The 22231-nt window shown below is 61.2% G+C and carries 21 protein-coding genes; 10 read left to right on the top strand and 11 right to left on the bottom strand.

Annotation, left to right across the window (positions count from 1 at the left end):
* The first annotated feature begins 50 nt into the window (after positions 1 to 50).
* Positions 51 to 854 (top strand): class I SAM-dependent methyltransferase, encoded by an 804-nt coding sequence (locus AVO45_RS07680; RefSeq protein ID WP_068345601.1) that lies wholly within the window; start codon positions 51 to 53, stop codon positions 852 to 854.
* Between the two features lie 220 nt (positions 855 to 1074).
* Here the strand turns inward: AVO45_RS07680 and fdhF are convergent, their stop codons facing one another.
* From fdhF to ychF, 4 genes are all read right to left on the bottom strand, one after another.
* A complete protein-coding gene (fdhF, locus tag AVO45_RS07675) occupies positions 1075 to 3858 on the bottom strand; it encodes a formate dehydrogenase subunit alpha (RefSeq protein ID WP_068345599.1) in 2784 nt (927 codons plus the stop codon).
* Positions 3859 to 3869: 11 nt separating this feature from the next.
* On the bottom strand, positions 3870 to 5573 hold the full coding sequence (locus AVO45_RS07670) for an NAD(P)H-dependent oxidoreductase subunit E (RefSeq protein ID WP_068345598.1): 1704 nt from the start codon (positions 5571 to 5573) through the stop codon (positions 3870 to 3872).
* Between the two features lie 86 nt (positions 5574 to 5659).
* A complete protein-coding gene (locus AVO45_RS07665; RefSeq protein WP_068345596.1) occupies positions 5660 to 6541 on the bottom strand; it encodes a LysR family transcriptional regulator in 882 nt (293 codons plus the stop codon).
* 72 nt (positions 6542 to 6613) lie between these two features.
* Complete coding sequence (gene ychF, locus AVO45_RS07660; protein ID WP_068345594.1) at positions 6614 to 7711, bottom strand: redox-regulated ATPase YchF; 1098 nt, start codon at positions 7709 to 7711, stop codon at positions 6614 to 6616.
* Between the two features lie 198 nt (positions 7712 to 7909).
* Here ychF and AVO45_RS07655 point away from each other — a divergent pair, with 198 nt between their 5' ends.
* From AVO45_RS07655 to AVO45_RS07620, 8 genes are all read left to right on the top strand, one after another.
* Positions 7910 to 8395, top strand: a complete 486-nt coding sequence (locus AVO45_RS07655) for an acyloxyacyl hydrolase (RefSeq protein WP_068345592.1) — start codon at positions 7910 to 7912, stop codon at positions 8393 to 8395.
* Between the two features lie 80 nt (positions 8396 to 8475).
* Positions 8476 to 9267: a tryptophan synthase subunit alpha gene (gene trpA, locus AVO45_RS07650; protein WP_068345590.1), complete on the top strand. Its 792-nt coding sequence runs from the start codon at positions 8476 to 8478 to the stop codon at positions 9265 to 9267.
* Positions 9268 to 9437: 170 nt separating this feature from the next.
* A complete protein-coding gene (locus AVO45_RS07645) occupies positions 9438 to 10604 on the top strand; it encodes an alpha-hydroxy acid oxidase (RefSeq protein ID WP_068346657.1) in 1167 nt (388 codons plus the stop codon).
* A gap of 158 nt (positions 10605 to 10762) precedes the next feature.
* Positions 10763 to 11407 (top strand): 50S ribosomal protein L25/general stress protein Ctc, encoded by a 645-nt coding sequence (locus AVO45_RS07640; protein ID WP_068345588.1) that lies wholly within the window; start codon positions 10763 to 10765, stop codon positions 11405 to 11407.
* 145 nt (positions 11408 to 11552) lie between these two features.
* Positions 11553 to 13475 (top strand): DUF3604 domain-containing protein, encoded by a 1923-nt coding sequence (locus AVO45_RS07635; RefSeq protein WP_082688718.1) that lies wholly within the window; start codon positions 11553 to 11555, stop codon positions 13473 to 13475.
* Positions 13476 to 13578: 103 nt separating this feature from the next.
* Positions 13579 to 14271: an aminoacyl-tRNA hydrolase gene (gene pth / locus AVO45_RS07630; RefSeq protein WP_068345586.1), complete on the top strand. Its 693-nt coding sequence runs from the start codon at positions 13579 to 13581 to the stop codon at positions 14269 to 14271.
* Between the two features lie 84 nt (positions 14272 to 14355).
* On the top strand, positions 14356 to 15519 hold the full coding sequence (locus tag AVO45_RS07625) for a serine hydrolase domain-containing protein (RefSeq protein WP_068345584.1): 1164 nt from the start codon (positions 14356 to 14358) through the stop codon (positions 15517 to 15519).
* A 9-nt stretch (positions 15520 to 15528) separates the two neighbouring features.
* The gene (locus tag AVO45_RS07620; protein ID WP_068345582.1) at positions 15529 to 15903 is read left to right on the top strand and encodes a DUF2237 family protein; all 375 of its coding nucleotides are present in this window, start codon (positions 15529 to 15531) and stop codon (positions 15901 to 15903) included.
* A gap of 80 nt (positions 15904 to 15983) precedes the next feature.
* On the opposite strand, the gene trpB is transcribed toward AVO45_RS07620, so the two are convergent.
* From trpB to AVO45_RS07585, 7 genes are all read right to left on the bottom strand, one after another.
* Positions 15984 to 17231 (bottom strand): tryptophan synthase subunit beta, encoded by a 1248-nt coding sequence (gene trpB, locus AVO45_RS07615; protein ID WP_068345580.1) that lies wholly within the window; start codon positions 17229 to 17231, stop codon positions 15984 to 15986.
* Between the two features lie 127 nt (positions 17232 to 17358).
* Positions 17359 to 17607, bottom strand: a complete 249-nt coding sequence (locus tag AVO45_RS07610) for an N-(5'-phosphoribosyl)anthranilate isomerase (protein WP_338055962.1) — start codon at positions 17605 to 17607, stop codon at positions 17359 to 17361.
* A gap of 17 nt (positions 17608 to 17624) precedes the next feature.
* A complete protein-coding gene (locus AVO45_RS07605) occupies positions 17625 to 18272 on the bottom strand; it encodes a phosphoribosylanthranilate isomerase (protein WP_068345577.1) in 648 nt (215 codons plus the stop codon).
* 9 nt (positions 18273 to 18281) lie between these two features.
* Positions 18282 to 18632, bottom strand: coding sequence for a lipopolysaccharide assembly protein LapA domain-containing protein (locus AVO45_RS07600; RefSeq protein WP_068346653.1), 351 nt, complete (start codon positions 18630 to 18632; stop codon positions 18282 to 18284).
* 7 nt (positions 18633 to 18639) lie between these two features.
* Entirely contained in the window at positions 18640 to 18924 is a 285-nt protein-coding gene (gene ihfB / locus AVO45_RS07595; protein ID WP_068345575.1) for an integration host factor subunit beta, read from the bottom strand.
* Positions 18925 to 19190: 266 nt separating this feature from the next.
* Positions 19191 to 20867, bottom strand: coding sequence for a 30S ribosomal protein S1 (gene rpsA, locus AVO45_RS07590; RefSeq protein ID WP_068345573.1), 1677 nt, complete (start codon positions 20865 to 20867; stop codon positions 19191 to 19193).
* A 212-nt stretch (positions 20868 to 21079) separates the two neighbouring features.
* Entirely contained in the window at positions 21080 to 21721 is a 642-nt protein-coding gene (locus AVO45_RS07585) for an NAD(P)H-dependent oxidoreductase (RefSeq protein ID WP_068345572.1), read from the bottom strand.
* Positions 21722 to 21845: 124 nt separating this feature from the next.
* On the opposite strand from AVO45_RS07585, the gene AVO45_RS07580 reads away from it, so the two are divergent.
* The gene (locus tag AVO45_RS07580; protein WP_205627866.1) at positions 21846 to 22226 is read left to right on the top strand and encodes a winged helix-turn-helix transcriptional regulator; all 381 of its coding nucleotides are present in this window, start codon (positions 21846 to 21848) and stop codon (positions 22224 to 22226) included.
* Positions 22227 to 22231: the final 5 nt, after the last annotated feature.

Below are 22231 nucleotides of genomic sequence, written 5' to 3'. Positions count from 1 at the left end.
GTATCTCGGTTTGTGTTATGGTTCGCTGACAAGTGCGGCGGAGAACCAGAATGACTGACCCATTTCAGGACGTAGATTCAGCAGGTCCAGAGTTTATCAAGATGTTTGCGGACTCGATGGATGAGAGGCAATCCGACCCCAAAATGGAGGAAATTGTCGCTTCATACTTGGCAACACTGCGCCTTTCCGAGAACAGCACAGTTATTGAGGTCGGAGCAGGAGCGGGTGCCGTAACACGACGGATAGCCGCACATTCCCACCCCTCGAAGGTTATTGGCTTCGAGCCGTCGAAAGGGTTCGTTGCAGAAGCAAAAGTCAGGGGAAACGGCTACTCGAACTTGGAGTTCATAGTAGCTGATGGGGCGAGTTTGCCAGTGGACGACGGGTCCGTTGATGCGGTTATCATGCATACTGTTCTGACCCACGTGGAAAACCCGAAAGAACTCGTTGCTGAAGCGTTTAGGGTGCTGAAATCAGGTGGCTCTCTGATTGTGTGCGACGTAGATTTTTCAAAGGCAACGTTCAGCGCCTTTCCAAATGATCCACTTGACATGTGCGCGAAAGAATTCGTTCGAGAGTTCGTGACTGATCCGTTCATAGTGGCCAAACTGCGGTCGCTCATCTCGGATGTCGGATTTTCAATCACTGAATTCGGAGTCGAGAGCCGCGTCGTTACCAACCCGGAACAGATGCTCCCTTGGGTGGATGTAACGAGTCAGCAGATGTATGAACGCGGGGACATAGGAAAAGAACTAGCCAACGCCTTGGTAGCAGAACATCACCGACGCGCCCAAAATGGATCGCTGTACGGTTACCAGGCAATTGCAACAGCGATTGCGCGAAAACCCAACTAGGCATTTACGTCCATCGTAGGTTCGTGGGCAGCTTTGCCCGCATGGCCGCCGTTGACGGATGTGGCTCAACAAGAAAGCTCCCGAAGAAATACTCGGGAGCTTCTTTTAATGGAGCACATGCCCACAATGTTGCGCGACAGCCAGACGCACCACTGGCAACATTTACTGTAGCGAGCCGCCCCCCGAAGAGGCCGCCCGTTTTGCTTTTTCTAGCGGCAGGTTATTCCGCCGCGACTGCCTCCGCTGCCTTTTCGACCCGAACTGCCGAGTATTTGAACTCGGGGATCTTGCCATAGGGGTCGATGGCCGGGTTCGTCAGGATGTTCGCCGCCGCTTCGACATAGGCGAAGGGGATGAACACCATGTCCTCGGCGATGGCCCGGTCGGCGCGCACCATGATCTCGATCGAGCCACGCCGGGTGGTCAGACGCACCATCTCGCCGGGCTCGATCCCCATCAGCTTGAGCGTGCGCGGGTTCATCGAACAGTTCGCTTCCGGCTCGACCGCGTCCAGAACCTTGGCGCGGCGTGTCATCGAGCCGGTGTGCCAATGTTCCAGCTGCCGCCCGGTGGTGGCGATCATGGGGAATTCCTCGTCCGGCGCCTCATCCGGGGGGATGATGCTGGCCGGGGTGAATTTCGCGCGACCATTCGGACGCGGGAACCCATGGCCGAACACGATGGACTGGCCCGGATCGGTCTCGGACAGCGAAGGATAGGTGATCGTCTCGGTCTCGAGCCGCTCCCAAGTGATGTTGTCCAGTGAAGCCATGACCTGTTTCATCTCGGCAAAGACCTGGGAAACGTCGGTGTAATCCCAGTTCAACTCAATGCGCTGCGCCAGGTCGACGGTGATCGCCCAATCCTCGCGCGCCTCGCCCGGTGGTGGCACCGCGGGGCGCACGCGCTGCACCTGGCGGTTGGTGTTCGACACCGTGCCGTTCTTTTCATACAGCGCCGAGGCCGGCAGGATGATGTCGGCATAGTTCGCCGTTTCGGTCAGGAAGATGTCCTGCACGATCATCAGGTCCAGCTTGGCCAGCGCCTTGCGGGCGTGGTTCACGTCTGGGTCGGACATGGCCGGGTTTTCGCCCATTATGTACATGCCCTTGATCTTGCCCGCATAGGCGTGGTCGATGATCTCGGTCACGGTCAGGCCCTTCTCGTTCGAGAAATCGCCCGAGTTCCAGACCTGGCTGAACTTGGCCCGCACGGCGTCGTCGGTGACCGACTGGTAGTCGGGCAGGAACATCGGGATCAGTCCGGCATCCGAGGCCCCCTGCACGTTGTTCTGCCCCCGCAGCGGGTGCAGGCCCGCGCCCGGCTTGCCGACGTTGCCCGTCATCAGGGCCAGCGAAATCAGGCAGCGCGAGTTGTCGGTGCCGTGGATATGCTGGCTGACGCCCATGCCCCAGAAGATCAGCCCCGCCTTGGCATTGGCGAAGATCCGGGCCACGCGGCGCAGCTGATCGGGCTCGATGCCGCAGATCGGCGCCATCTTCTCGGGCGTGAACTGGCGCAGATGTTCCTTCTCGGCCTCCCAGTTCTCGGTCCAGCGGTGGATGTACTGGCTGTCATACAGTTCTTCCTCGACGATCACGTTCATGATCGCGTTCAGCATCGAGACATCGGCACCGGGCCGGAACTGCAGCATCTCGGTCGCGAATTTGCGCATGCCGACGCCGCGCGGGTCCATCACGATCAGCTTGCCGCCGCGCTTGGCGAACTGCTTGAAGTAGGTCGCCGCGACGGGATGGTTCTCGATCGGGTTGGCGCCGATGATGATCGCCACATCGGCGTTCTCGATTTCGTTGAAGGTCGCGGTCACCGCGCCCGAGCCCACGTTCTCGATCAGCGCCGCCACCGAGGAGGCATGGCACAGCCGCGTGCAGTGGTCCACGTTGTTGTGGCCAAAGCCCTGCCGGATGAACTTCTGGAACAGATAGGCCTCTTCGTTGGTGCATTTGGCCGAACCAAAGCCCGCAACGCTGCGCGGGTCTTCTTCGCGCAGCTTCATCAAGCCCTTCGCGGCCAGATCCAGCGCCTCGTCCCAGGTTGCCTCGCGGAAATGGGTGCTCCAGTCAGCGGGATCGACATTCAGTCCCTTGGGCGGTGCGTCCTCGCGCCGGATCAGCGGTTTGGTCAGGCGGTGCGGGTGGTGGATATAGTCGAACCCGAACCGGCCCTTGACGCACAGGCGGCCTTCGTTGGCGGGGCCGTTGATGCCCTCGACATATTTGACCTTGCCGTCCTTGACCTTGAGGCTGACCTTGCAGCCCACCCCGCAGAAGGGGCAGACGCTTTCGGTCTCGGAATCGTAATCCTTGCTGTCGCCGCGCTGCTGGTCGTCCAGCACGGTGGCGGGCATCAGCGCGCCGGTCGGGCAGGCCTGAACGCATTCGCCGCACGCGACGCAGGTCGACTCGCCCATCGGGTCGTTCTGATCGAACACCACCTGCGCGGTGTGCCCGCGGCCGGCCATGCCGATCACGTCATTCACCTGCACCTCGCGGCAGGCGCGGACGCACAGGTTGCAGTTGATGCAGGCATCCAGATTGACCCGCATCGCCACATGGCTGTCATCCAGCAGCGGGATCTTCTCGGGCTCTTTCGCCGGAAAGCGGCTGTCGCTGACATCGGTCAGCCTGGCCATGTCCCAGAAATGGCTGGATACATCGTGCGGCTGCTCGGGCTGGTCGGCCACCAGCAGTTCCATCACCAGCGCGCGCGATTTCTCGGCGCGGTCGGTGTCGGTCTTCACCACCATCCCCTCGGCCGCCGGGCGGATGCACGAGGCGACCAGCGTGCGTTCGCCCTCGACCTCGACCATGCAGGCGCGGCAGTTGCCGTCAGGGCGATAGCCCGGCGCGGGCTTGTGGCACAGGTGCGGGATGACCAGGCCTTTGCCGTTGGCCGCTTCCCAGATCGTGGTGCCCTGAGGCACGGTCACGTCTTCGCCGTTCAGGTTGAAGGTGACGGTCTTGGTTTCGCTTGCGTCAAGCATGGCTGTCTCCCTCAGATCTCATTGGCGAAATGTTTCATGACCAGGCGGATCGGGTTCGGGGCCGCCTGCCCCAGACCGCAGATCGAGGCGTCGCCCATCACCTGGCACAGATCTTCCAGCAGGTCGGTGTCCCACTTGTCGGCCTGCATCAGCTTCACCGCTTTCTCGCAGCCTGCCCGGCAGGGTGTGCACTGGCCACAGCTTTCGTCCTCGAAAAAGCGCAGCATGTTCAGCGCCGCATCCCGCGCGGTGTCCTGATCGGACAGGACCACCACGGCGGCGGACCCGATGAAGGTGCCCAGCGGCTGCAGGGTGTCAAAGTCGAGCGGGACGTCGTCGATACTGGAGGGGAGAAGACCCGACGACGGCCCGCCCGGTTGATACGCCTTGAAGACGTGGCCCTCGGCCATGCCCCCGGCGGCATCAATCACGTCAAGAATGGTCGAGCCTGCCGGCAGCAGGTAGACCCCCGGCTTGGCCACCCGGCCCGAGACCGAATAGCTGCGCAGACCCTTGCGGCCATTCTTTTCAACTGAATTGAGAACTTCCGGGCCTTCCCGGCAGATCTTGGACACCCAATAAAGCGTCTCGACATTGTGCACCAGCGTCGGGCGGCCGAATACGCCGACCTGCGCCACGAAGGGCGGACGGTGGCGCGGAAGGCCCTTTTTGCCCTCGATCGATTCGATCATTGCGGATTCTTCGCCGCAGATATAGGCGCCCGCACCGCGGCGCAGGTCGATATAGCCTTTCTCGACGATCCCGGCCTGTTCCAGCGCCGCGATCTCGCGCCGCAGGATTTCCAGTACCGCCGGGTATTCGTCGCGCATGTAGATGAAGCAGGTTTCCGCCTCGACCGCCCAGGCGGCGATCAGCATGCCCTCCAGGAAGACATGCGGAGTGCGCTCCAGGTAATAGCGGTCCTTGAAGGTGCCGGGCTCGCCCTCGTCCCCGTTCACGGCCAGATAGCGCGGGCCGTCATTCATGCGGACAAAGCCCCATTTCTTGCCCGACGGGAAACCGGCACCGCCCAGGCCGCGCAGGCCCGAGGCCAGAACCTGTTCCTGGACCGCTTCCCAGTCGCCGCCCTCGCGCAGCTCTTTCAGCTTGGCGTATCCGCCGTTTTCGACATAGGCCGCGAAGGTCTCATAGTCAGGCAGATGGGCGTGAGTGTCGCCGGCCGCGATGGCGGCCTGCACCTTGTCGGGGGTCGCGTGGTCGATATGGTTGTGCCCGATTTCCAGCACCGGCGCGGTGTCGCAGCGCCCCATGCAGGGCGCGCGCAAAACGCGCACCTCGGAGGGGTCCAGCCCATCCTCCAGCGCCTTTTTCAACTGCTGCGCGCCGGCCATTTCGCAAGACAGGGAATCGCAGACGCGGATCGTCAGGGCGGGGGGCGGTGTTACGCCCTCTTTGACCACGTCGAAATGGGCATAGAAGGTCGCGGTCTCGTAGATCTCGGCCTGACCGATGCGCATTTCGACGGCCAGCGCGGCGATGTGGTCGGCGCTGATGTGGCCGTGCGTGTCCTGGATCAGGTGCAGAAACTCGATCAGCAGGTCGCGGCGGCGCGGGCGGTCGCCCAGCAGGCGCTGAATCTCGGCCTGTGCCGCGTCCGTGAACTGACGGCCCTTGGGCGTGTGCCGCCCCTTGCCTTTCCCTGACTTCCAGACGCCCTTAGGTGCGCCTGATGGCTTGGTGTCCAATGGTGCCATGATGCCCTCCGAATTGAGGCCCCGTCTCTCATCAGCAATTCATATCGTCAAATCGCAAAACCGAATGGCACGATAACGACGGTTTATCACCGCAAAGACGTCACCACCCGTCGCAAGGCATCGACCGTAGGCAGTTCCGGGTCGCGTGCCAGAGTCGCCAGACAGATCGGCTTGCTGACCACCGGGTCCACCAGCGGCAGAACCCGCGTCCCCGCAAGATCGCCCAGCGCCCGCACCAGAACGCGCGGCACGACCGTCGCCGCCAGCCCCTCGCGCGCCATGACCATCGAGGCGGTGAACCCGCTGGTTTCGGCCACTACATGTGGATGTAGCCCTTGTTCGGCAAAAATCCTGTCGATAATGCGCCGGTTCTGCATCTGCGGTTCCAGCAGGCTGAGCGGGAACTCGGCAACCCGCGCCCAGGGGATCGGGCCGGTTTCCTGGGTCATGTGCTGGGGGACGAGCAGCACATATGTCTCTTCATACAGGGGATGAACATGGCGCAGATCGGTGCCGATGCTGTCGCCATAGGTCACGCCGGCATCGATGCTGCCCTCGTCCAGCCGGTACTGGATCGCGGTGGCCGACATGGTCTCGATCCGGGACAGGATACGGGGATGGGCAGCCTGCAGATGTTTGATCAGGCGGCCGGTAAAAGCGATGGCCGTCGGGATCACGCCGAGGATCAGCGTGCCCGAGATCTCCCCGCGCGAGGCCAGCACCTCCTGCTCCAGAGCCTTGGCGTCATCCAGTATCCGGCGGGCGCGGCGGACGATCATCTCGCCCTCTTCGGTCAGGCCCTGAAACCGGTTGGCCCGGCGCACGATGGACACGCCCAGCCGATCCTCGAGGTTGCGGATACGCATCGAGAACGCGGGTTGCGAGATGCCGCATTCCTCGGCCGCCTTGGCGAAATGGCGATGGCGCGCAAGCGCGGACAGCAGGTGCAGGTCGCGAAGGTCGAACACGGGCGGGCCTCGGGGTTGCGGATGATGCCCGCAGGATACCGGGAATGCCCGACGGGAAAAGACGTTTCGCGATCAGGTGTTGAACAGGAAGTGCATCACGTCGCCATCCTTGACGACATAGCTTTTGCCTTCTGCCCGCATCTTGCCGGCTTCCTTGGCGCCCTGTTCACCATTGCAGGCGATGTAGTCGTCATAGGCGATGGTCTCGGCGCGGATGAATCCCTTTTCGAAATCGCCATGGATCACGCCTGCGGCCTGCGGGGCCAGTGTTCCGCGACGGATGGTCCAGGCGCGTGCCTCTTTCGGACCGACGGTGAAATAGGTCTCAAGTTTGAGAAGGTCATAACCCGCGCGGATCAACCGATCGAGGCCGGGCTCCTCCAGCCCCATCTCCTGCAGGAACATCTGTGCCTCGTCGGGCTCCAGCAAGCTGATCTCTTCCTCGATCTTGGCGCTGATGATGACATGCGCATTACCCTGATCCGCGGCCATCCTGGCGACGCGTTCGGAATATTCGTTGCCTGTGGCCGCGTCCTCCTCGGACACGTTGCAGACATAGAGAACCGGCTTGGTCGTCAGCAGCTGCAGGTTTTTCCAGGCCTTCGCGTCCTCGTCGCTGACCTCGACCATGCGGGCGGGCTTGCCGTCTTCCAGCATCTGTTGCGCGGCGGCCAGCAGGCGGTCCTGTTGCTGGGCTTCCTTGTCGTTGCCCTTGAGCTTGCGCACCAGGTTGGCGCGGCGCTTTTCGATGCTTTCCAGATCGGCCAGCATCAACTCGGTCTCGATGGTCTCGGCATCGGCCACCGGATCGACGCGGCCCTCGACATGGGTCACGTCACCGTCTTCGAAACAGCGCAGCACGTGGGCAATGGCGTCCACCTCGCGGATATTGGCCAGGAACTGGTTGCCCAGCCCCTCACCCTTCGAGGCGCCTTTGACCAAGCCGGCAATGTCGACGAAGGTCATCCGGGTCGGGATGATCTGGCGCGACTTGGCAATGGCGGCCAGCTTGTCCAGGCGCGCGTCCGGCACCGCCACGTCGCCCACATTGGGCTCGATCGTGCAGAACGGGAAATTCGCCGCCTGCGCCGCCGCAGTTTTGGTCAGCGCGTTGAACAGGGTCGATTTGCCGACATTCGGCAGACCCACGATACCCATTTTGAAACCCATTGCGGCCTCCTGATGCCATTCGACGGCTGCTTCTAGGCAGGTCGCGCGCGATACGCAAGCGGGCACGAGGACGATGGCCGGAAGGTTGTCTTTGACTTATCCTGAATTTGTGCAAAGACTGCGCCTTCACGCGCATTGATAGTTGCGCGGATCGACCAGTAATTAAATTCGACCTGAAGCAAACGTAGTTAGATACCGATGAAACCCTTGATCGTTTCCCTTGCAATGCTGGCGAGCGCCTCGGTCGCGAACGCCCAATCCCTGATCTTTGGCGCCGGTTATGCCGACTATTCGCATGAAATGGGCGACGATCAGGCAATCGTCTCGCTCGAGTATCAGCACAGGCCCTTCCACGAGGCCACGCATTTCAGCGCCGGCTGGGGCGCGGCCGCATCCGTGGATGGGGCGAGCGATTTCCACATTGGGATCGGCCTTTACGGGATTTATGATTTCGACAATCGGTGGTTCACGGAAATCAGCGTCATGCCCGGTTACTACGATGCCGGGAAACCCGAGAACGAAATCGGGGGCAGCTTCCAGATTCGCAGCCTGCTGGCAGTCGGGTACGCCTTTGACAACGGAAATCGCCTGTCGCTTGCGATCACGCACAAATCGAACGCCAGCACGAATGACTTCAACCCCGGGGTAAACACGACTCTGGTCCGGTTCCACAAATCTTTCTGAGGGCACTTGGCGGCAGCGGGATTGATTTTCGACCCGAGTTTCTGCACATCGGGTCGAAACCCTGTATGCAAGGATCACCGATGACCCGTATCGACGCCAAGTTCGCCGCCCTGAAAGCCGAGGGCAAGAAAGCCTTTGTCGCTTACGTGATGGCGGGCGATCCCGACTATGAAACCTCGCTGGAGGTGGTCAAGGGATTGCCGGGCGCAGGGGTCGACGTGATCGAGCTTGGCCTGCCCTTCACCGACCCGATGGCGGATGGTCCGACGATCCAGGCTGCGGGGCAGCGCGCCCTGGACGGGGGCATGACCCTCGACAAGACGCTGGAACTGGCGCGCAGCTTCCGCGAAACCGACGACACCACGCCGATCGTGCTGATGGGATACTACAACCCGATCTACAACTGCGGCGTCGATGCGTTCCTGGACAAGGCCAAGGCCGCGGGAATCGATGGGCTGATCGTGGTGGATTTGCCGCCGGAAGAGGATGAAGAGCTGTGCATTCCGGCGCAAAAGGCCGGACTGAACTTCATCCGACTGGCCACGCCCACGACCGATGACGTTCGCTTGCCGCGGGTGATGCAGAACACCTCTGGCTTCGTTTACTACGTATCGATCACCGGCATCACCGGCGCGGGCGAAGCGAATGCCGAAGATGTTGCGCCGGACGTGGCGCGGATCAAGGCAGCCACCGATCTGCCCGTGATCGTGGGCTTCGGCATCAACACGCCCGAGAAATCCCGCGCCATTGCAGGTGTTGCCGATGGCGCCGTCGTCGGTTCGGCCATCGTCAGCAAGATCGGCGCGGGCAAACCGGTGGCGGAAGTTCTCGATTTCGTCCGTGGGCTGGCCGAGGGGGCGCACTCGGCCTGACTCCGTCCAAGGCAGTCTTCTTTTTGTCACGGCCCCGGCAGCCCAAGCGGCTGCTGGGGCTTTCTTTTTTGACTGGCCGCGCCTTTTTGAAGTGCGGAGCATCGGACGTATTGCGCCGCGCAGGAAAAATTGGTAAAGAAACTTAACCAATCTTGCAGGAGCCGCCAGACATGCCCGTGATCACCAACATCGAGGACCTCAAGCGCATCTACGAACGCCGCGTTCCGCGCATGTTCTACGATTACGCCGAAAGCGGCAGCTGGACCGAGCAGACCTTCCGCGAGAACACTTCTGACTTTGAAAAGATCCGCCTGCGCCAACGGGTCGCCGTCGACATGTCGGGCCGATCGACCGCCTCGCAGATGATCGGTCAGGATGTGACGATGCCGGTTGCTCTGGCTCCGGTCGGGCTGACGGGCATGCAACACGCCGATGGCGAGATGAAGGCCGCCAAGGCCGCCGAGGAGTTCGGCGTGCCTTTCACTCTCTCGACCATGTCGATCAATTCGATCGAGGATGTGGCGGAATACACAACCAAACCCTTCTGGTTCCAGCTCTATACCATGAAGGACGAGGACTATGTCCGCCGCCTGATCCAACGTGCCAAGGACGCCAAATGTTCGGCCCTGGTGATCACGCTTGATCTTCAGATCCTCGGCCAGCGCCACAAGGACCTGAAAAACGGCCTTTCGGCCCCGCCGAAACTGACCGCCCGGACAATCGCCAACTTGATGACCAAGTGGGCCTGGGGCATCGAGATGCTGGGCGCCAAGCGGCGGGAATTCGGCAATATCGTCGGCCATGTGGAAGGCATTTCCGACGCGTCCTCTCTGGGCGCCTGGACTGCGGAACAGTTTGACCCGTCGCTCGACTGGAAAAAGATCGAGAAACTCATGGAACAGTGGGGCGGCAAGGTGATCCTGAAAGGCATTCTCGACGCTGAGGATGCCAAGATGGCCGCCAAGCTGGGCGCAGACGCGATTGTCGTTTCCAATCACGGTGGCCGCCAGTTGGACGGCGCGTTGAGTTCGGTCCGAATGCTGCCCGAGATTCTGGATGCCGTTGGTGGCGACGTCGAGGTGCATCTCGATAGCGGCATCAGGTCCGGGCAGGATGTTCTCAAAGCCCTGGCGCTGGGTGCCAAGGGCACCTACATCGGGCGCGCCTTTGTCTATGGGCTGGGCGCGATGGGGCAAAAGGGCGTGACCACCGCTCTGGAGATCATCCAAAAGGAATTGGACACCACGATGGCGCTGTGTGGTGAGAAGAACGTAAACGATCTCGGTCGCCACAACCTGCTGGTGCCCGAGGATTTCGGAGGCCGCTGGCAAACCTGACTCCAAACGCCCGCGACCGGCCGGAAACGGGCGCTATTGGGGAAAGTGGCGGAAAATAACGAATCTCTCTTTTCAATTCCGCCAATCCGCTGTATGGGCAGCGCTTCACGCGGGGTGACAGCCTTGGAGGCACCCCGCCCTAACAGTGGAGATATATCATGGCTGGTGAGATTCCTGATCTCGTAGCTCTGGAACGGACGGGGACGGGCAAGGGCGCCGCTCGTCAGGCACGCCGCGACGGCATGGTTCCGGGCATTGTGTTTGGCGGCGACAAAGACCCGCTGCCGATCCAGATTCCGTTCAACGAACTGCTCAAGCGCCTGAAAGCAGGTCGCTTCAAGTCGACCCTGTGGAACCTGAAGGTCGAAGGCCACGAAGACGTGCGCGTGATCTGCCGCGACGTGCAGCGTGACGTCGTCAAGGATCTGCCGACGCACCTCGACCTGATGCGCCTGCGCCGCACCTCGAAGATCAACCTGTTCATCCCGGTCGAGTTCGTGAACGAGGGCGCAGCACCCGGCATCAAGAAGGGCGGCGTTCTGACCGTTGTCCGCCCCGAGGTTGAGCTGGTCTGCACCGCGGGCGACATTCCGGAAAAGATCACCGTCGATCTGACCGGCCTGAACATCAACGACGTGGTCACCATCTCGTCGGTTGAACTGCCCAAGGGCACCAAGCCGACCATCGATCGTGACTTCGTGATCGCCAACATCTCGGCGCCCTCGGGTCTGGCGGCAAGCGACGAGGAAGAGGAAGCTGCAGAGGAGGCCGTCGAGGTCGCCGAAGCGCCCGCGGAAGAGTAATCCGCCTCTCATCTTCGAACATGTTTCGAACGGGGTCCTTCGGGGCCCCGTTTTTTTTACCGCTGCGGGGAAATTGCGCCTATGCTGCGATGGCCGACCGAATTTCGATGTCTGAAAGAATTTTTTTGATTTGGGGGGAAAACCCATGTTCCAGCCTGTTGGAAAAACGAAAGTCATTCTTGGTGCAATCCTGCTGAGTTCCGTATCTACAACCACCTTGGCACAGCAGGTGCAGGACATGCTGCCAAGCAAGGAAGACGTCGCCGAGAAATTCACCTCTGACCATTTCTCGCCATATGCGGGCCGAACCTTTCCGACCAAGTTGCTATGGGGCGACACACACCTGCATACGCAGGTCTCGGTAGACGCCGGGACCATGACCCGCCTCAGTCAAGAGGACGCGTTCCGCTTTGCCCGGGGCGAAGAGGTCACGACCACCCACGGCCTTCGGGCCCGGTTGGGGCGGCCGCTGGATTGGCTTGTAATCTCGGACCATGCCGAGATGTATGGCCTGATGCCACAGCTTCTGGGCGGCGATCAGGAGATACTGGCGACCGAGCAAGGCAGAGTGTGGTATGACGCTTTGACCAGCGGCGACGATGACCTCGTGTTCAACACGGCAATGGAAATCGTGGCTTCGCTTTCCGGCGACGTGCCTCCGATCGACAACCCCAAGGCGACCAAGAAGGCGTGGCAGCAATACACGGCTCTCGCCGACCGCTACAACGACCCGGGCATCTTTACCGCGCTCATTGGATATGAGTGGACGTCCGAAGGCGGCGACAACATCCATCGCAACGTCATATTCCGGGATGGTGCCGACCTGACCAACCAAGTGCTGCCCTTCTCACAATTCGACAGCAAGAACCCCGAAGATCTGTGGGCGCACCTGGCGGACTACGAGAGCCGAACCGGTGGCGATGTTCTGGCCATCCCCCACAACGGCAACCTGTCCAACGGCCGTCTCTTCTCGGTGTCGAATTTCGACGGCACACCTTTGACCAAGGAACTGGCCGAGTTGCGCGTCCGCTTCGAGCCGGTGATCGAAACCACCCAGATCAAGGGCGACAGCGAAGCTCATCCTTTCCTCAGCCCGGATGACGAGTTCGCGGATTTCGACACATGGGATGCCTCGAACCTCAACGGGACCGAGGTCAAGACCCAGGACATGCTGCAATACGAATACACCCGCGAAGCCTACAAGACGGGGCTGATGCTGGAAGAGCAACTGGGCGTCAACCCATACAAGGTCGGCCAGATCGGCTCGACAGACGCGCATACCGGAATGGCGGCCGTCGAAGAGGACAACTTCTTTGGCAAGCATTCCGGCGTCGAACCGGAACCGAACCGTTGGGAACATCTGGTGATCGAGGCGCCGGACCCCGAGCTTTCGATCTATGGCTGGAAACAGGCCTCGGGCGGCTATGCCGCAGTCTGGGCCACCATGAACACGCGCGAAGCCATCTTTGACGCATTGGAGCGGCGCGAGGTTTATGCCACCACTGGCTCTCGCATCATGGTGCGTTTCTTCGGCGGCTGGGACTTCACCAAGGAAGATGCGCTTTCGCGTTTGCCGGCGGATATCGGCTATGCCAAGGGCGTTCCGATGGGCGGCGATCTGCCCGCGCCCAGTGGCGAAGGGGCACCGAATTTCCTGATTGCTGCTCTGAAAGACCCGTTCAGTGGCAACCTGGATCGTGTACAGGTGATCAAGGGGTGGCTGAACGCCGACGGAACGCGCGGCGAAAAGGTTTATGACGTAGCATGGAGCGGCGACCGCCAGCCGGGCGACGATGGCAAGCTGCCGCCGGTCGGAGACACGGTGGATGTTGCAAATGCCACCTGGACCAACACGATCGGAGCGCCCGAATTGATAACCGTCTGGCAGGACCCGGATTTCGACCCGGCCCTGCGCGCCTTCTACTATGTCCGCGTGATCGAGATCCCCACGCCGCGCTGGACGGCCTACGAGGCCAAGCGCTTCAACGTGCAGATGGACGAAACCGTGCCCATGACCACAACCGAACGGGCCTATACCTCGCCCATCTGGTACACGCCGAAAGGATGATCCATCCGGCGGGCCGCCAATTCTGCCGGCGGCCCATCTGGATTTCTGCCTGAAATCGGTGCATGTAGGCGCCCGAGCAAACTGACCTGTGCGGGGCTGCCGTATGAAACTCTTTGTCGGGCTGGGAAATCCGGGGCAGAAATACGCCCGCAACCGGCACAATATCGGCTTCATGGCCGTGGACCGGATCGCCGAGGACCACGGCTTTGGCCCCTGGAAATCAAAGTTCCAGGGCGAGATATCCGAAGGGCGTCTGGGCAATGAAAAGGTGCTGCTGCTCAAGCCCATGACCTACATGAACCGCTCGGGCCAATCCGTGGGCGAGGCCATGCGGTTCTACAAGCTGGACTCGACCGATGTCACCGTTTTGCATGACGAGCTCGACCTCGCCCCCGGCAAGGTCCGGGTCAAGGCGGGCGGCGGGCACGCGGGCCACAACGGGCTGCGTTCGATCCACGAACATATCGGGGCGGCCTATGACCGGGTGCGGTTGGGGATCGGGCATCCCGGCCGCAAGGAGATGGTGTCAGCCTATGTGCTGAGCGACTTTGCCAAGGCGGACGCCGAATGGCTGGAGGATGTTCTGCGCGGTGTCTCGGACGGGGCGCCCTACCTCGCCTCCGGCGACGGTGGCAAATTCATGAACGCGGTCGCGCTGCGCACCGCACCGCCGCGATCCTCTGCGACGCAGAAGCCCGCGGAGAAGGCCGCGCAGACGAAGCGCCCCGAACCCCAGCAGGAATCCGAACCCGATACGCACTCGGCCATGCAGAAGCTGCTGGACAAGTTCAAGTAGCGGCCGCCTGCCCGCCTTCCGCCACGTAGAGATTGCGCTTTTCCGTCTCGGACTGTCCAATGCGGGCGATCTGGGAGGAAAGACATGCGAACAATCGGAAAATGGATGGCCCGAATCCTGCTGGCGCTGGTTTTGGCCGCAGCGGTCGTCGGCATCGCCAAAAAGGAAGAGATCGAGCGCCTGTGGGCGGTGAACACGCTCTTTTCCGAGGAAAAGATCGTCGCGAATTTCTCGAACATGGACGCCGCGTTTCTGACGGTGCCTCTGCCGCGCGGCAACGGCCCCACGTCCGAACTCCCCTACGGTGAGGACTACGAACTGCCCGAAGGCACTGCGGACTGGATCGACGAACGCGCTGTGACATCGCTGCTGATCATGCAGGACGGGCAGATCCGTTTCGAAGAGTATTTCCTGGACACCAGCCCCGAGGATCGGCGGATTTCATGGTCGATCGCCAAGAGCTATCTCGCAACCTTGTTCGGAATTCTGCTTGAAGAAGGCGCAATCGAGTCTCTGGACGACCCCGTTGTCAAATACGCCCCCAAGCTCGAGGGCAGCGCCTATGAAGGCGCGACGATCCGCAACGTGTTGAACATGGCCAGCGGCGTGACCTTCAACGAGGATTACCTGGACTACAACTCGGACATCAACCGCATGGGCCGCGTGGTGGCCCTTGGTGGCGAACTGGACGATTTCGCGGCATCTCTTAAGGACAGTTTCGCCGAGCCGGGCGCGACCTGGCAGTATGTTTCGATCGATACCCATGTCATCGGCATGGTCATCCGAGGCGCAACCGGGCGCAGTGTTCCCGAATTGATGACCGAAAAAGTGCTCGAACCATTGGGGCTTGAACGGGATGGATACTACATCACCGACGGAGCCGGGGTCGCCTTCGTTCTGGGCGGCCTCAACTTCACCACGCGGGACTATGCCCGGTTCGGCCAGATGATCCTGCAGAACGGAGAGTTCAACGGCACCCGGATCGTCCCCGCAGAATGGATCGCCGAAGCGACCAAGCCCAGCGCCCCCACCGCGCCCGGCAAGATCGGCTATGGCTACCAATGGTGGGTGCCGGTCGGCGCGCATGATGGCGAGTTCATGGCGCGGGGGGTTTATGGGCAATACCTCTACTTTGACCAGCCCCGCGGAGTTCTGATCGTGACCACCGGTGCCGACCGGAAGTTCCGGGAAGAGGGCGTGAACGACGCCAACATCGAAATGTTCCGCAAGATCGCGCAAAACCTGTAGAATGGGCGCATGCAGAAGGAAGACAGCGTCAATGTCCTGGGCGGCGTTCTCGAGCCCTGTTCCAGAAATCCCCTGACCGGGTTCTTTCGTGACGGGGCCTGCAACACCTGCCCCGAGGACCGGGGCAGTCATACGGTCTGCGCGGTCATGACCGCCGAGTTCTTGGCGTTCTCGAAATACGTGGGCAACGATCTGAGCACGCCCAGACCCGAATTCGATTTCCCCGGACTTAAACCCGGAGACCGCTGGTGCCTGTGTGCGGCCCGGTTCTTGCAGGCACACGACGAAGGGTGTGCCCCGAATGTCCATCTGGCCGCCACGCACCGGCGTGCGCTCGAGATCGTGCCGCTCAGCATCCTAGCCGGCTACAACGCCGAAGACTGAACTCAGCCCGGACCGAAACAGGGCGATGCCCGGATGCACCGCCCTGAAAGGCAACAGCCTGCGTTGGCCGCTCGCCAGGATCAGTCGGCTTCCCGACCTTCGGTATCCGACATGTCAAAGCCCAGGTATTTGGCAACGGTGAAGATGTCCTTGTCTCCCCGGCCGCACATGTTCATGCAGATGATGTGATCCTTGGGCAGGTCCGGCGCGATCTTCATCACATGCGCCAGCGCATGGCTGGGTTCGAGCGCGGGTATGATCCCTTCGGTCGCGCAGCACAGTTGGAACGCCTCCAGCGCCTGCTTGTCGGTGACCGCGACATACTTGGCCCGGCCCACCTCGTGCAGCCAGGAATGCTCGGGGCCGATACCCGGGTAATCCAGACCGGCCGAGATCGAGTAGCCCTCGAGGATCTGGCCGTCGTCGTCCTGCAACAGATAGGTGCGGTTGCCATGCAGCACACCGGGACGGCCACCGGTCAGAGAAGCACAATGCTCCATCTTTTCGTTGACACCCTTGCCGCCGGCTTCGACGCCGATGATGTCGACCGATTTGTCGTCGAGGAAGGGATAGAACAGCCCCATCGCGTTCGAGCCGCCCCCGATGGCGGCGATGATGGTGTCGGGCAAACGGCCTTCGGCCTTCATCATCTGTTCCTTGGCTTCCTTGCCGATGATCGACTGGAAGTCACGCACCATCGCCGGATAGGGGTGCGGGCCGGCCACGGTGCCGATGCAGTAGAAGGTATCGCGCACATTGGTCACCCAATCGCGCAGGGCGTCGTTCATTGCATCCTTCAGGGTGCCGCGGCCGGACGTCACCGGGATCACCTCGGCGCCCAGCAGGCGCATGCGGAACACGTTGGGGGCCTGACGCTGCACGTCATGGGCACCCATATAGACCACGCATTTCAGGCCGAACTTGGCGCAGACGGTCGCGGTTGCGACGCCGTGCTGACCGGCCCCGGTCTCGGCGATGATCCTGGTTTTGCCCATACGGCGGGCAAGGATGATCTGGCCCAGCACGTTGTTGATCTTGTGTGCGCCTGTGTGGTTCAGTTCGTCGCGCTTCATGTAGATCTTGGCGCCGCCCAGATGCTCGGTCAGGCGCTCGGCGAAATAGAGCGGTGACGGACGCCCAACATAGTTCGCCCACAGGTCGTCCATCTCAGCCCAGAAGGTCGGATCGTGCTTGGCCTTTTCGTATTCCTCCTCCAGCGACAGGATGAGCGGCATGAGCGTTTCGCTGACGAACCGCCCCCCAAAGATGCCGAAGCGTCCGTTTTCATCCGGACCGGACATGAAGGAATTGAAAAGGTCGTTGGACATGAGTGCGCCCCCTGTTGGCTTTCCCCTGTCCTAGTGCGCACGGGCGGCAAGGGCAAGCCAAGGCATTTCGAAATGCCTTGGAAACGCGGTTTCAAAACCGCGTGACAAGGGCTTTTGAAAGCCCTTGTCAGCGGCAATGCCTGATCGGCAGGCCGTTGCAGAAAACGACAAAGTGCTGGTTGTTCTGAAGTACCTGAAACCCTCGCCAGGACGCCTCTCGCAAGAATGCCTCGCGCCCGACCAACCGTTCGACATCGCGCACCTTGCGCTTGACCACACCACCACGCTGCGCCTCGGCCGATGAAAAGACCTGCGCCAGCCATTTTTTCGGGGTAAGATGATCAGGAAGTACCGCCATGCCGGAAGCCTTGCGCAAGCCCGGTTGACAAGTGGTTAAGCCGACGCCGCTTCGATGAATCTGCGGATCAACTCGGCATCCTTGACACCCGGGGAAGATTCCACCCCAGACGACACGTCGACCTGCCGCGCGCCTGTCATGCGGATGGCTTCGCCGACGTTGTCCGGCGTCAGCCCCCCGGCCAGCATCCACGGCCGTCTCCAATACTTGCGCCCTGCGAGCAACCGCCAGTCAAAAGCCAGTCCCAGACCGCCGGGCAGTTCAGCGTTCTTCGGAGGCTTGGCATCGATGAGCAACTGGTCGGCCACGTCGGAATAGAGGTCGATCTGCGCCAGATCTCCCTCTTCCGCGACACCCAGCGCCTTCATGACCGGCAGGCCATACCGCTCTTTCACCTCGGCCACACGCTCGGGGCTTTCCTTTCCGTGCAACTGCAACATGTCGAGCGGCACGGTATCTACGATCCGGTCCAGTTCGTCATCGGACGCATTCACCGTCAGCGCGACCTTGGCGATCCCCATCGGCGTTGCGGCGGCCAGTTCTGCGGCGATGCCCACCTCGAGATGCCTTGGCGATTTTGGAAAAAAGACGAACCCGACATAGCGAGCGCCGGCCTCCGCGGCGGCCAGCACTTGCCCGGGCGCGGTCAGCCCGCAGATCTTGACCCTGACATCCTGCGGCATCGACCGGCCTCAGCCTGCCTCGTCCAGCAAGGCCAGCACCTCGTCCCTGCCTTCGTTCTGCTTCTTCTTGAGCTTGTTCACTTCGCGTTCAAGCTGGCGCACCTCGCGGGTCTTCGCCCCAGCCTCGCGCCGATGCTTGTGCTCGCGCAGCCATTCCCAGACGAAACCGATGACCAACCCTGCCACGACCCCGCCCAGAACGACGAGGAACAAAGGCAAGGAGGCTGACAGGTTGAACCCGAGAAGATCGGCGAGATCATCTGGCATCAGTTTCAGTTCAACCGGTGCGCGGTTGGCAAGCGAGACGGAGATCAGGACGACCCCCAAGGTCCCCAGAAAGGCGTAGCGAAGATAGCGCATCATGAGTTCAGGCTTTTCCGTTCAATCGATCCCTGAGTAACTTGCCGGTCTTGAAGAACGGCACGTACTTTTCTTCGACATGCACTGTTTCGCCGGTTCTTGGATTGCGACCAATCCGCGCGTCCCGCTTCTTGACCGAAAACGCGCCGAAACCGCGCAGTTCAACCCTGTCTCCTCGCGCCATGGCGTTCGTGACTTCTTCGAACACCGTGTTCACGATCCGCTCGACGTCGCGCTGATAAAGATGCGGGTTTTCATCGGCGATTTTCTGAATCAGTTCTGAACGGATCATTCGTTCGTCCTCCCAGGCGGCAGATTGTTCTCGTCTATTTGTCTGGGAGTATAGGGAAAAATCGGGTTCGGGGGAACGCAATCTCTGGCCGTAGCAACCGCATTTTTGGGGTTAACGTGCCTGTTTAACGTCAGCGGGCCGGGAACTGGCCGCAGTTTTGCATCTGCAAGCCCCCACGCAAGAGATTTCGGAACCTATTGATTCGGAACAAAAACGGCCCCATGCGCATGCATGGGGCCGAATTCTGCTTGCCTTGAAGGCCGGGCTTATTCGCCCGATTTCAGGGCCGCTCCGAGGATGTCGCCCAGCGAAGCACCCGAGTCGGACGAGCCGTACTGCTCCACGGCCTCTTTCTCTTCGGCGATCTCGCGTGCCTTGATCGACAGGCCCAGACGGCGGGTCTTGCTGTCGACATTGGTAACGCGGACGTCGACCTTGTCACCGACCGAGAAACGCTCGGGGCGCTGCTCGGCGCGATCGCGCGACAGGTCCGAACGGCGGATGAAGGATTTCATGCCTTCGTATTCCACCTCGATGCCGCCGTCTTCGATCGCGGTGACGGTCACGGTGATGACCGAGCCACGCTTCACGCCGCCAACGGCCTCGGCGAACTTGTCGCCGCCCAGTGCCTTGATCGACAGAGAAATACGCTCTTTCTCGACGTCAACCTCCGAAACGACCGCCTTGACCACATCGCCCTTGCGGTAGTTCTGGATGGCATCTTCGCCACGCTCGTCCCACGACAGGTCGGACAGGTGAACCATGCCGTCGATGTCGCCTTCCAGACCGATGAACAGACCGAATTCGGTGATGTTCTTGACCTCGCCCTCGACCTCGGTGCCGACCGGGTGTGTCTCGGCAAAGACTTCCCACGGGTTGCGCATGGTCTGCTTGAGGCCCAGCGAAACGCGGCGCTTGGCGCTGTCGATTTCCAGAACCATGACGTCGACTTCCTGGCTGGTCGAAACGATCTTGCCGGGATGGACGTTCTTCTTGGTCCAGGACATTTCGGACACGTGCACCAGACCTTCGACACCGGGCTCCAGCTCGACGAACGCACCGTAGTCGGTGATGTTGGTGACGCGACCCTTGTGGACCGAACCCAGCGGGTACTTGGCGCCGACCAGGTCCCACGGATCTTCCTGCAGCTGCTTCATGCCCAGGCTGATGCGGTGGGTTTCCTTGTTGATCTTGATGACCTGAACCTTGACGGTCTCGCCGATCGACAGGATTTCCGACGGATGGTTCACGCGGCGCCATGCCATGTCGGTGACGTGCAGCAGGCCGTCAACGCCGCCGAGGTCAACGAAGGCACCGTATTCGGTGATGTTCTTGACCACGCCTTCGACTGCGTCGCCTTCTTTCAGCTTGCCGATGACTTCGGCGCGCTGTTCGGCACGCGATTCTTCCAGGATCGCGCGGCGCGAAACAACGATGTTGCCGCGGCGACGGTCCATTTTCAGAATCTGGAAGGGCTGCTTCAGACCCATCAGCGGGCCGGCGTCGCGCACGGGGCGCACATCAACCTGAGAGCCGGGCAGGAAGGCCACGGCACCGCCCAGATCGACGGTGAAGCCACCCTTGACGCGGCCAAAGATCGCGCCTTCGACGCGCTGGTCGTCCGCATAAGCTTTTTCCAGACGGTCCCATGCCTCTTCACGGCGGGCCATCTCACGCGAGATGACGGCTTCGCCACGGGCGTTTTCTGCGGCGCGCAGGTAAACTTCGACCTCGTCGCCGACAGCGATTTCAGGGGCTTCGCCGGGATTTGCGAATTCTTTCAGATCGACGCGGCCTTCCATCTTGTAGCCGACGTCGATGATGGCCTGGCCCGCTTCGATCGCGATGACCTTGCCTTTGACAACCGAACCCTCTTGGGGCGTGTCCATTTCGAAGCTTTCGTTAAGGAGGGCTTCGAATTCCTCCATGGATGCGTTAGCCATGTGGCGTTGTTTTCCTTTACATAACGTTTTTGCTGGCCGAGCGGTTGTCTCCGCCGGTCTTGGAGTTGGTCAGGCGACCTGCGTCTCTTGCCACAAAACAAAGAGGGCCGGTTGAGTCCGACCCTGCTCGTCTCTTTGTTTTATGGCTCAAATCGCCTTGTTGACAGGGGCTGGCTTATACCAGTTTCCCCTGTCTAAGCAAGTGCCAAGCCTCAGGAGATTTCGGTGACGAAGTTTTCGCGGGGTTTGCGCACCTTTTTCATCGGCAGCAGCCAGTCGCCTTCGGCCTGACGATGGCCCAGCGGCAGCAGAACGACCGAGCGCAGGCCGCGTTCTCGCAGCCCCAGAATCTCGTCCACGGCGTTGGGGTCAAAGCCTTCCATCGGCGTGCTGTCCACTTCAAGCTCGGCCGCGGCGGCCAGGGCAAAGCCCAGCGCGATATAGGCCTGACGCGCGGCATGGCCGTGGTTTACCTCGGCCTCGCGCGGCAGGTAGGTCGCCTTGAGGTTCTCGTAATACTGCTTCAGCAGAGGAATTTCGCCGCGTTCTTCGATCATCTGGCGGGTGACCGCATCAATCCGCTCTTCCGAGTAGTTGTCCCAGGCCGCAAACACCAGAAGGTGCGAGCCATCGGTGATCTGCGCCTGATCCCACGCCACCTTGCGGATCTGCGCGCGAATCTCGGGGTTGGTGACGACGAACACTTCAAAGGGTTGCGTTCCGCTCGACGTCGGCGCCATGCGGATGGCTTCGAGGATCTGATCGACCTTTTCCTGCGGAACCGGCTTGCTCGGGTCCATTTTCTTGGTGGCGTAGCGCCAGTTAAGCTTTTCGATCAGGGTGCTTTTGGTCATTCCTGTAGTCCTTTCGGGGCGTCTGCCCAAACTGGTATATTTTTGTGACCGGCTATATATTCAGCACCGGACACCGCCACAAGAAGGCACATTTCTGAGCCCCGGTCACAAAAAGGGAACCGACATGGCCAACGCCCCCCAATGCGCAGATTGCAAACGGATCAACGAGGTTCTGTCACGCGTCGGAGACCGTTGGAGCGTTCTGATCGTCATCTCGCTGGCGCAATACGGAAAGATGCGGTTCAATCAGTTGAAGCGCCATCTCGGGATTTCGCAGAGAATGCTCAGCCTGACCCTGCGAGAGCTCGAGCGCGACGGGCTGGTCAGCCGCACCTACCATCCGACGATTCCGCCCAAGGTCGAATATGACCTGACCGAACTGGGCCAGTCTTTCCGCGAGCCGGTGCGCGCCTTGGGAATGTGGGCCTTGGAAAACCTGTCGCGGATCGACGAAGCACGCTCCCGCTATGACGCCGAGGCCGAACAGGCGAAGAAAAGCGCATGATCGCG

The organism is Ruegeria marisrubri, from assembly GCF_001507595.1.
GTDB lineage: Bacteria > Pseudomonadota > Alphaproteobacteria > Rhodobacterales > Rhodobacteraceae > Ruegeria > Ruegeria marisrubri.
The sequence above is the reverse complement of the archived record's forward strand: the minus strand, read 5'-3'. Positions and strand labels throughout refer to the sequence as shown.

Bases quoted from the DNA above. Each gene is read 5' to 3' on its own strand.
- AVO45_RS07645 (WP_068346657.1), top strand. From the start codon at position 9,438: ATGCCCGTGATCACCAACATCGAGGACCTCAAGCGCATCTACGAACGC.
- pth (WP_068345586.1), top strand. From the start codon at position 13,579: ATGAAACTCTTTGTCGGGCTGGGAAATCCGGGGCAGAAATACGCCCGC.
- AVO45_RS07625 (WP_068345584.1), top strand. From the start codon at position 14,356: ATGCGAACAATCGGAAAATGGATGGCCCGAATCCTGCTGGCGCTGGTT.
- trpA (WP_068345590.1), top strand. From the start codon at position 8,476: ATGACCCGTATCGACGCCAAGTTCGCCGCCCTGAAAGCCGAGGGCAAG.
- AVO45_RS07640 (WP_068345588.1), top strand. From the start codon at position 10,763: ATGGCTGGTGAGATTCCTGATCTCGTAGCTCTGGAACGGACGGGGACG.
- AVO45_RS07580 (WP_205627866.1), top strand. From the start codon at position 21,846: ATGGCCAACGCCCCCCAATGCGCAGATTGCAAACGGATCAACGAGGTT.
- trpB (WP_068345580.1), bottom strand. From the start codon at position 17,231: ATGTCCAACGACCTTTTCAATTCCTTCATGTCCGGTCCGGATGAAAAC.
- fdhF (WP_068345599.1), bottom strand. From the start codon at position 3,858: ATGCTTGACGCAAGCGAAACCAAGACCGTCACCTTCAACCTGAACGGC.
- ychF (WP_068345594.1), bottom strand. From the start codon at position 7,711: ATGGGTTTCAAAATGGGTATCGTGGGTCTGCCGAATGTCGGCAAATCG.
- ihfB (WP_068345575.1), bottom strand. From the start codon at position 18,924: ATGATCCGTTCAGAACTGATTCAGAAAATCGCCGATGAAAACCCGCAT.
- AVO45_RS07600 (WP_068346653.1), bottom strand. From the start codon at position 18,632: ATGCGCTATCTTCGCTACGCCTTTCTGGGGACCTTGGGGGTCGTCCTG.
- AVO45_RS07680 (WP_068345601.1), top strand. From the start codon at position 51: ATGACTGACCCATTTCAGGACGTAGATTCAGCAGGTCCAGAGTTTATC.
- AVO45_RS07585 (WP_068345572.1), bottom strand. From the start codon at position 21,721: ATGACCAAAAGCACCCTGATCGAAAAGCTTAACTGGCGCTACGCCACC.
- rpsA (WP_068345573.1), bottom strand. From the start codon at position 20,867: ATGGCTAACGCATCCATGGAGGAATTCGAAGCCCTCCTTAACGAAAGC.
- AVO45_RS07670 (WP_068345598.1), bottom strand. From the start codon at position 5,573: ATGGCACCATTGGACACCAAGCCATCAGGCGCACCTAAGGGCGTCTGG.
- AVO45_RS07655 (WP_068345592.1), top strand. From the start codon at position 7,910: ATGAAACCCTTGATCGTTTCCCTTGCAATGCTGGCGAGCGCCTCGGTC.
- AVO45_RS07605 (WP_068345577.1), bottom strand. From the start codon at position 18,272: ATGCCGCAGGATGTCAGGGTCAAGATCTGCGGGCTGACCGCGCCCGGG.
- AVO45_RS07620 (WP_068345582.1), top strand. From the start codon at position 15,529: ATGCAGAAGGAAGACAGCGTCAATGTCCTGGGCGGCGTTCTCGAGCCC.
- AVO45_RS07635 (WP_082688718.1), top strand. From the start codon at position 11,553: ATGTTCCAGCCTGTTGGAAAAACGAAAGTCATTCTTGGTGCAATCCTG.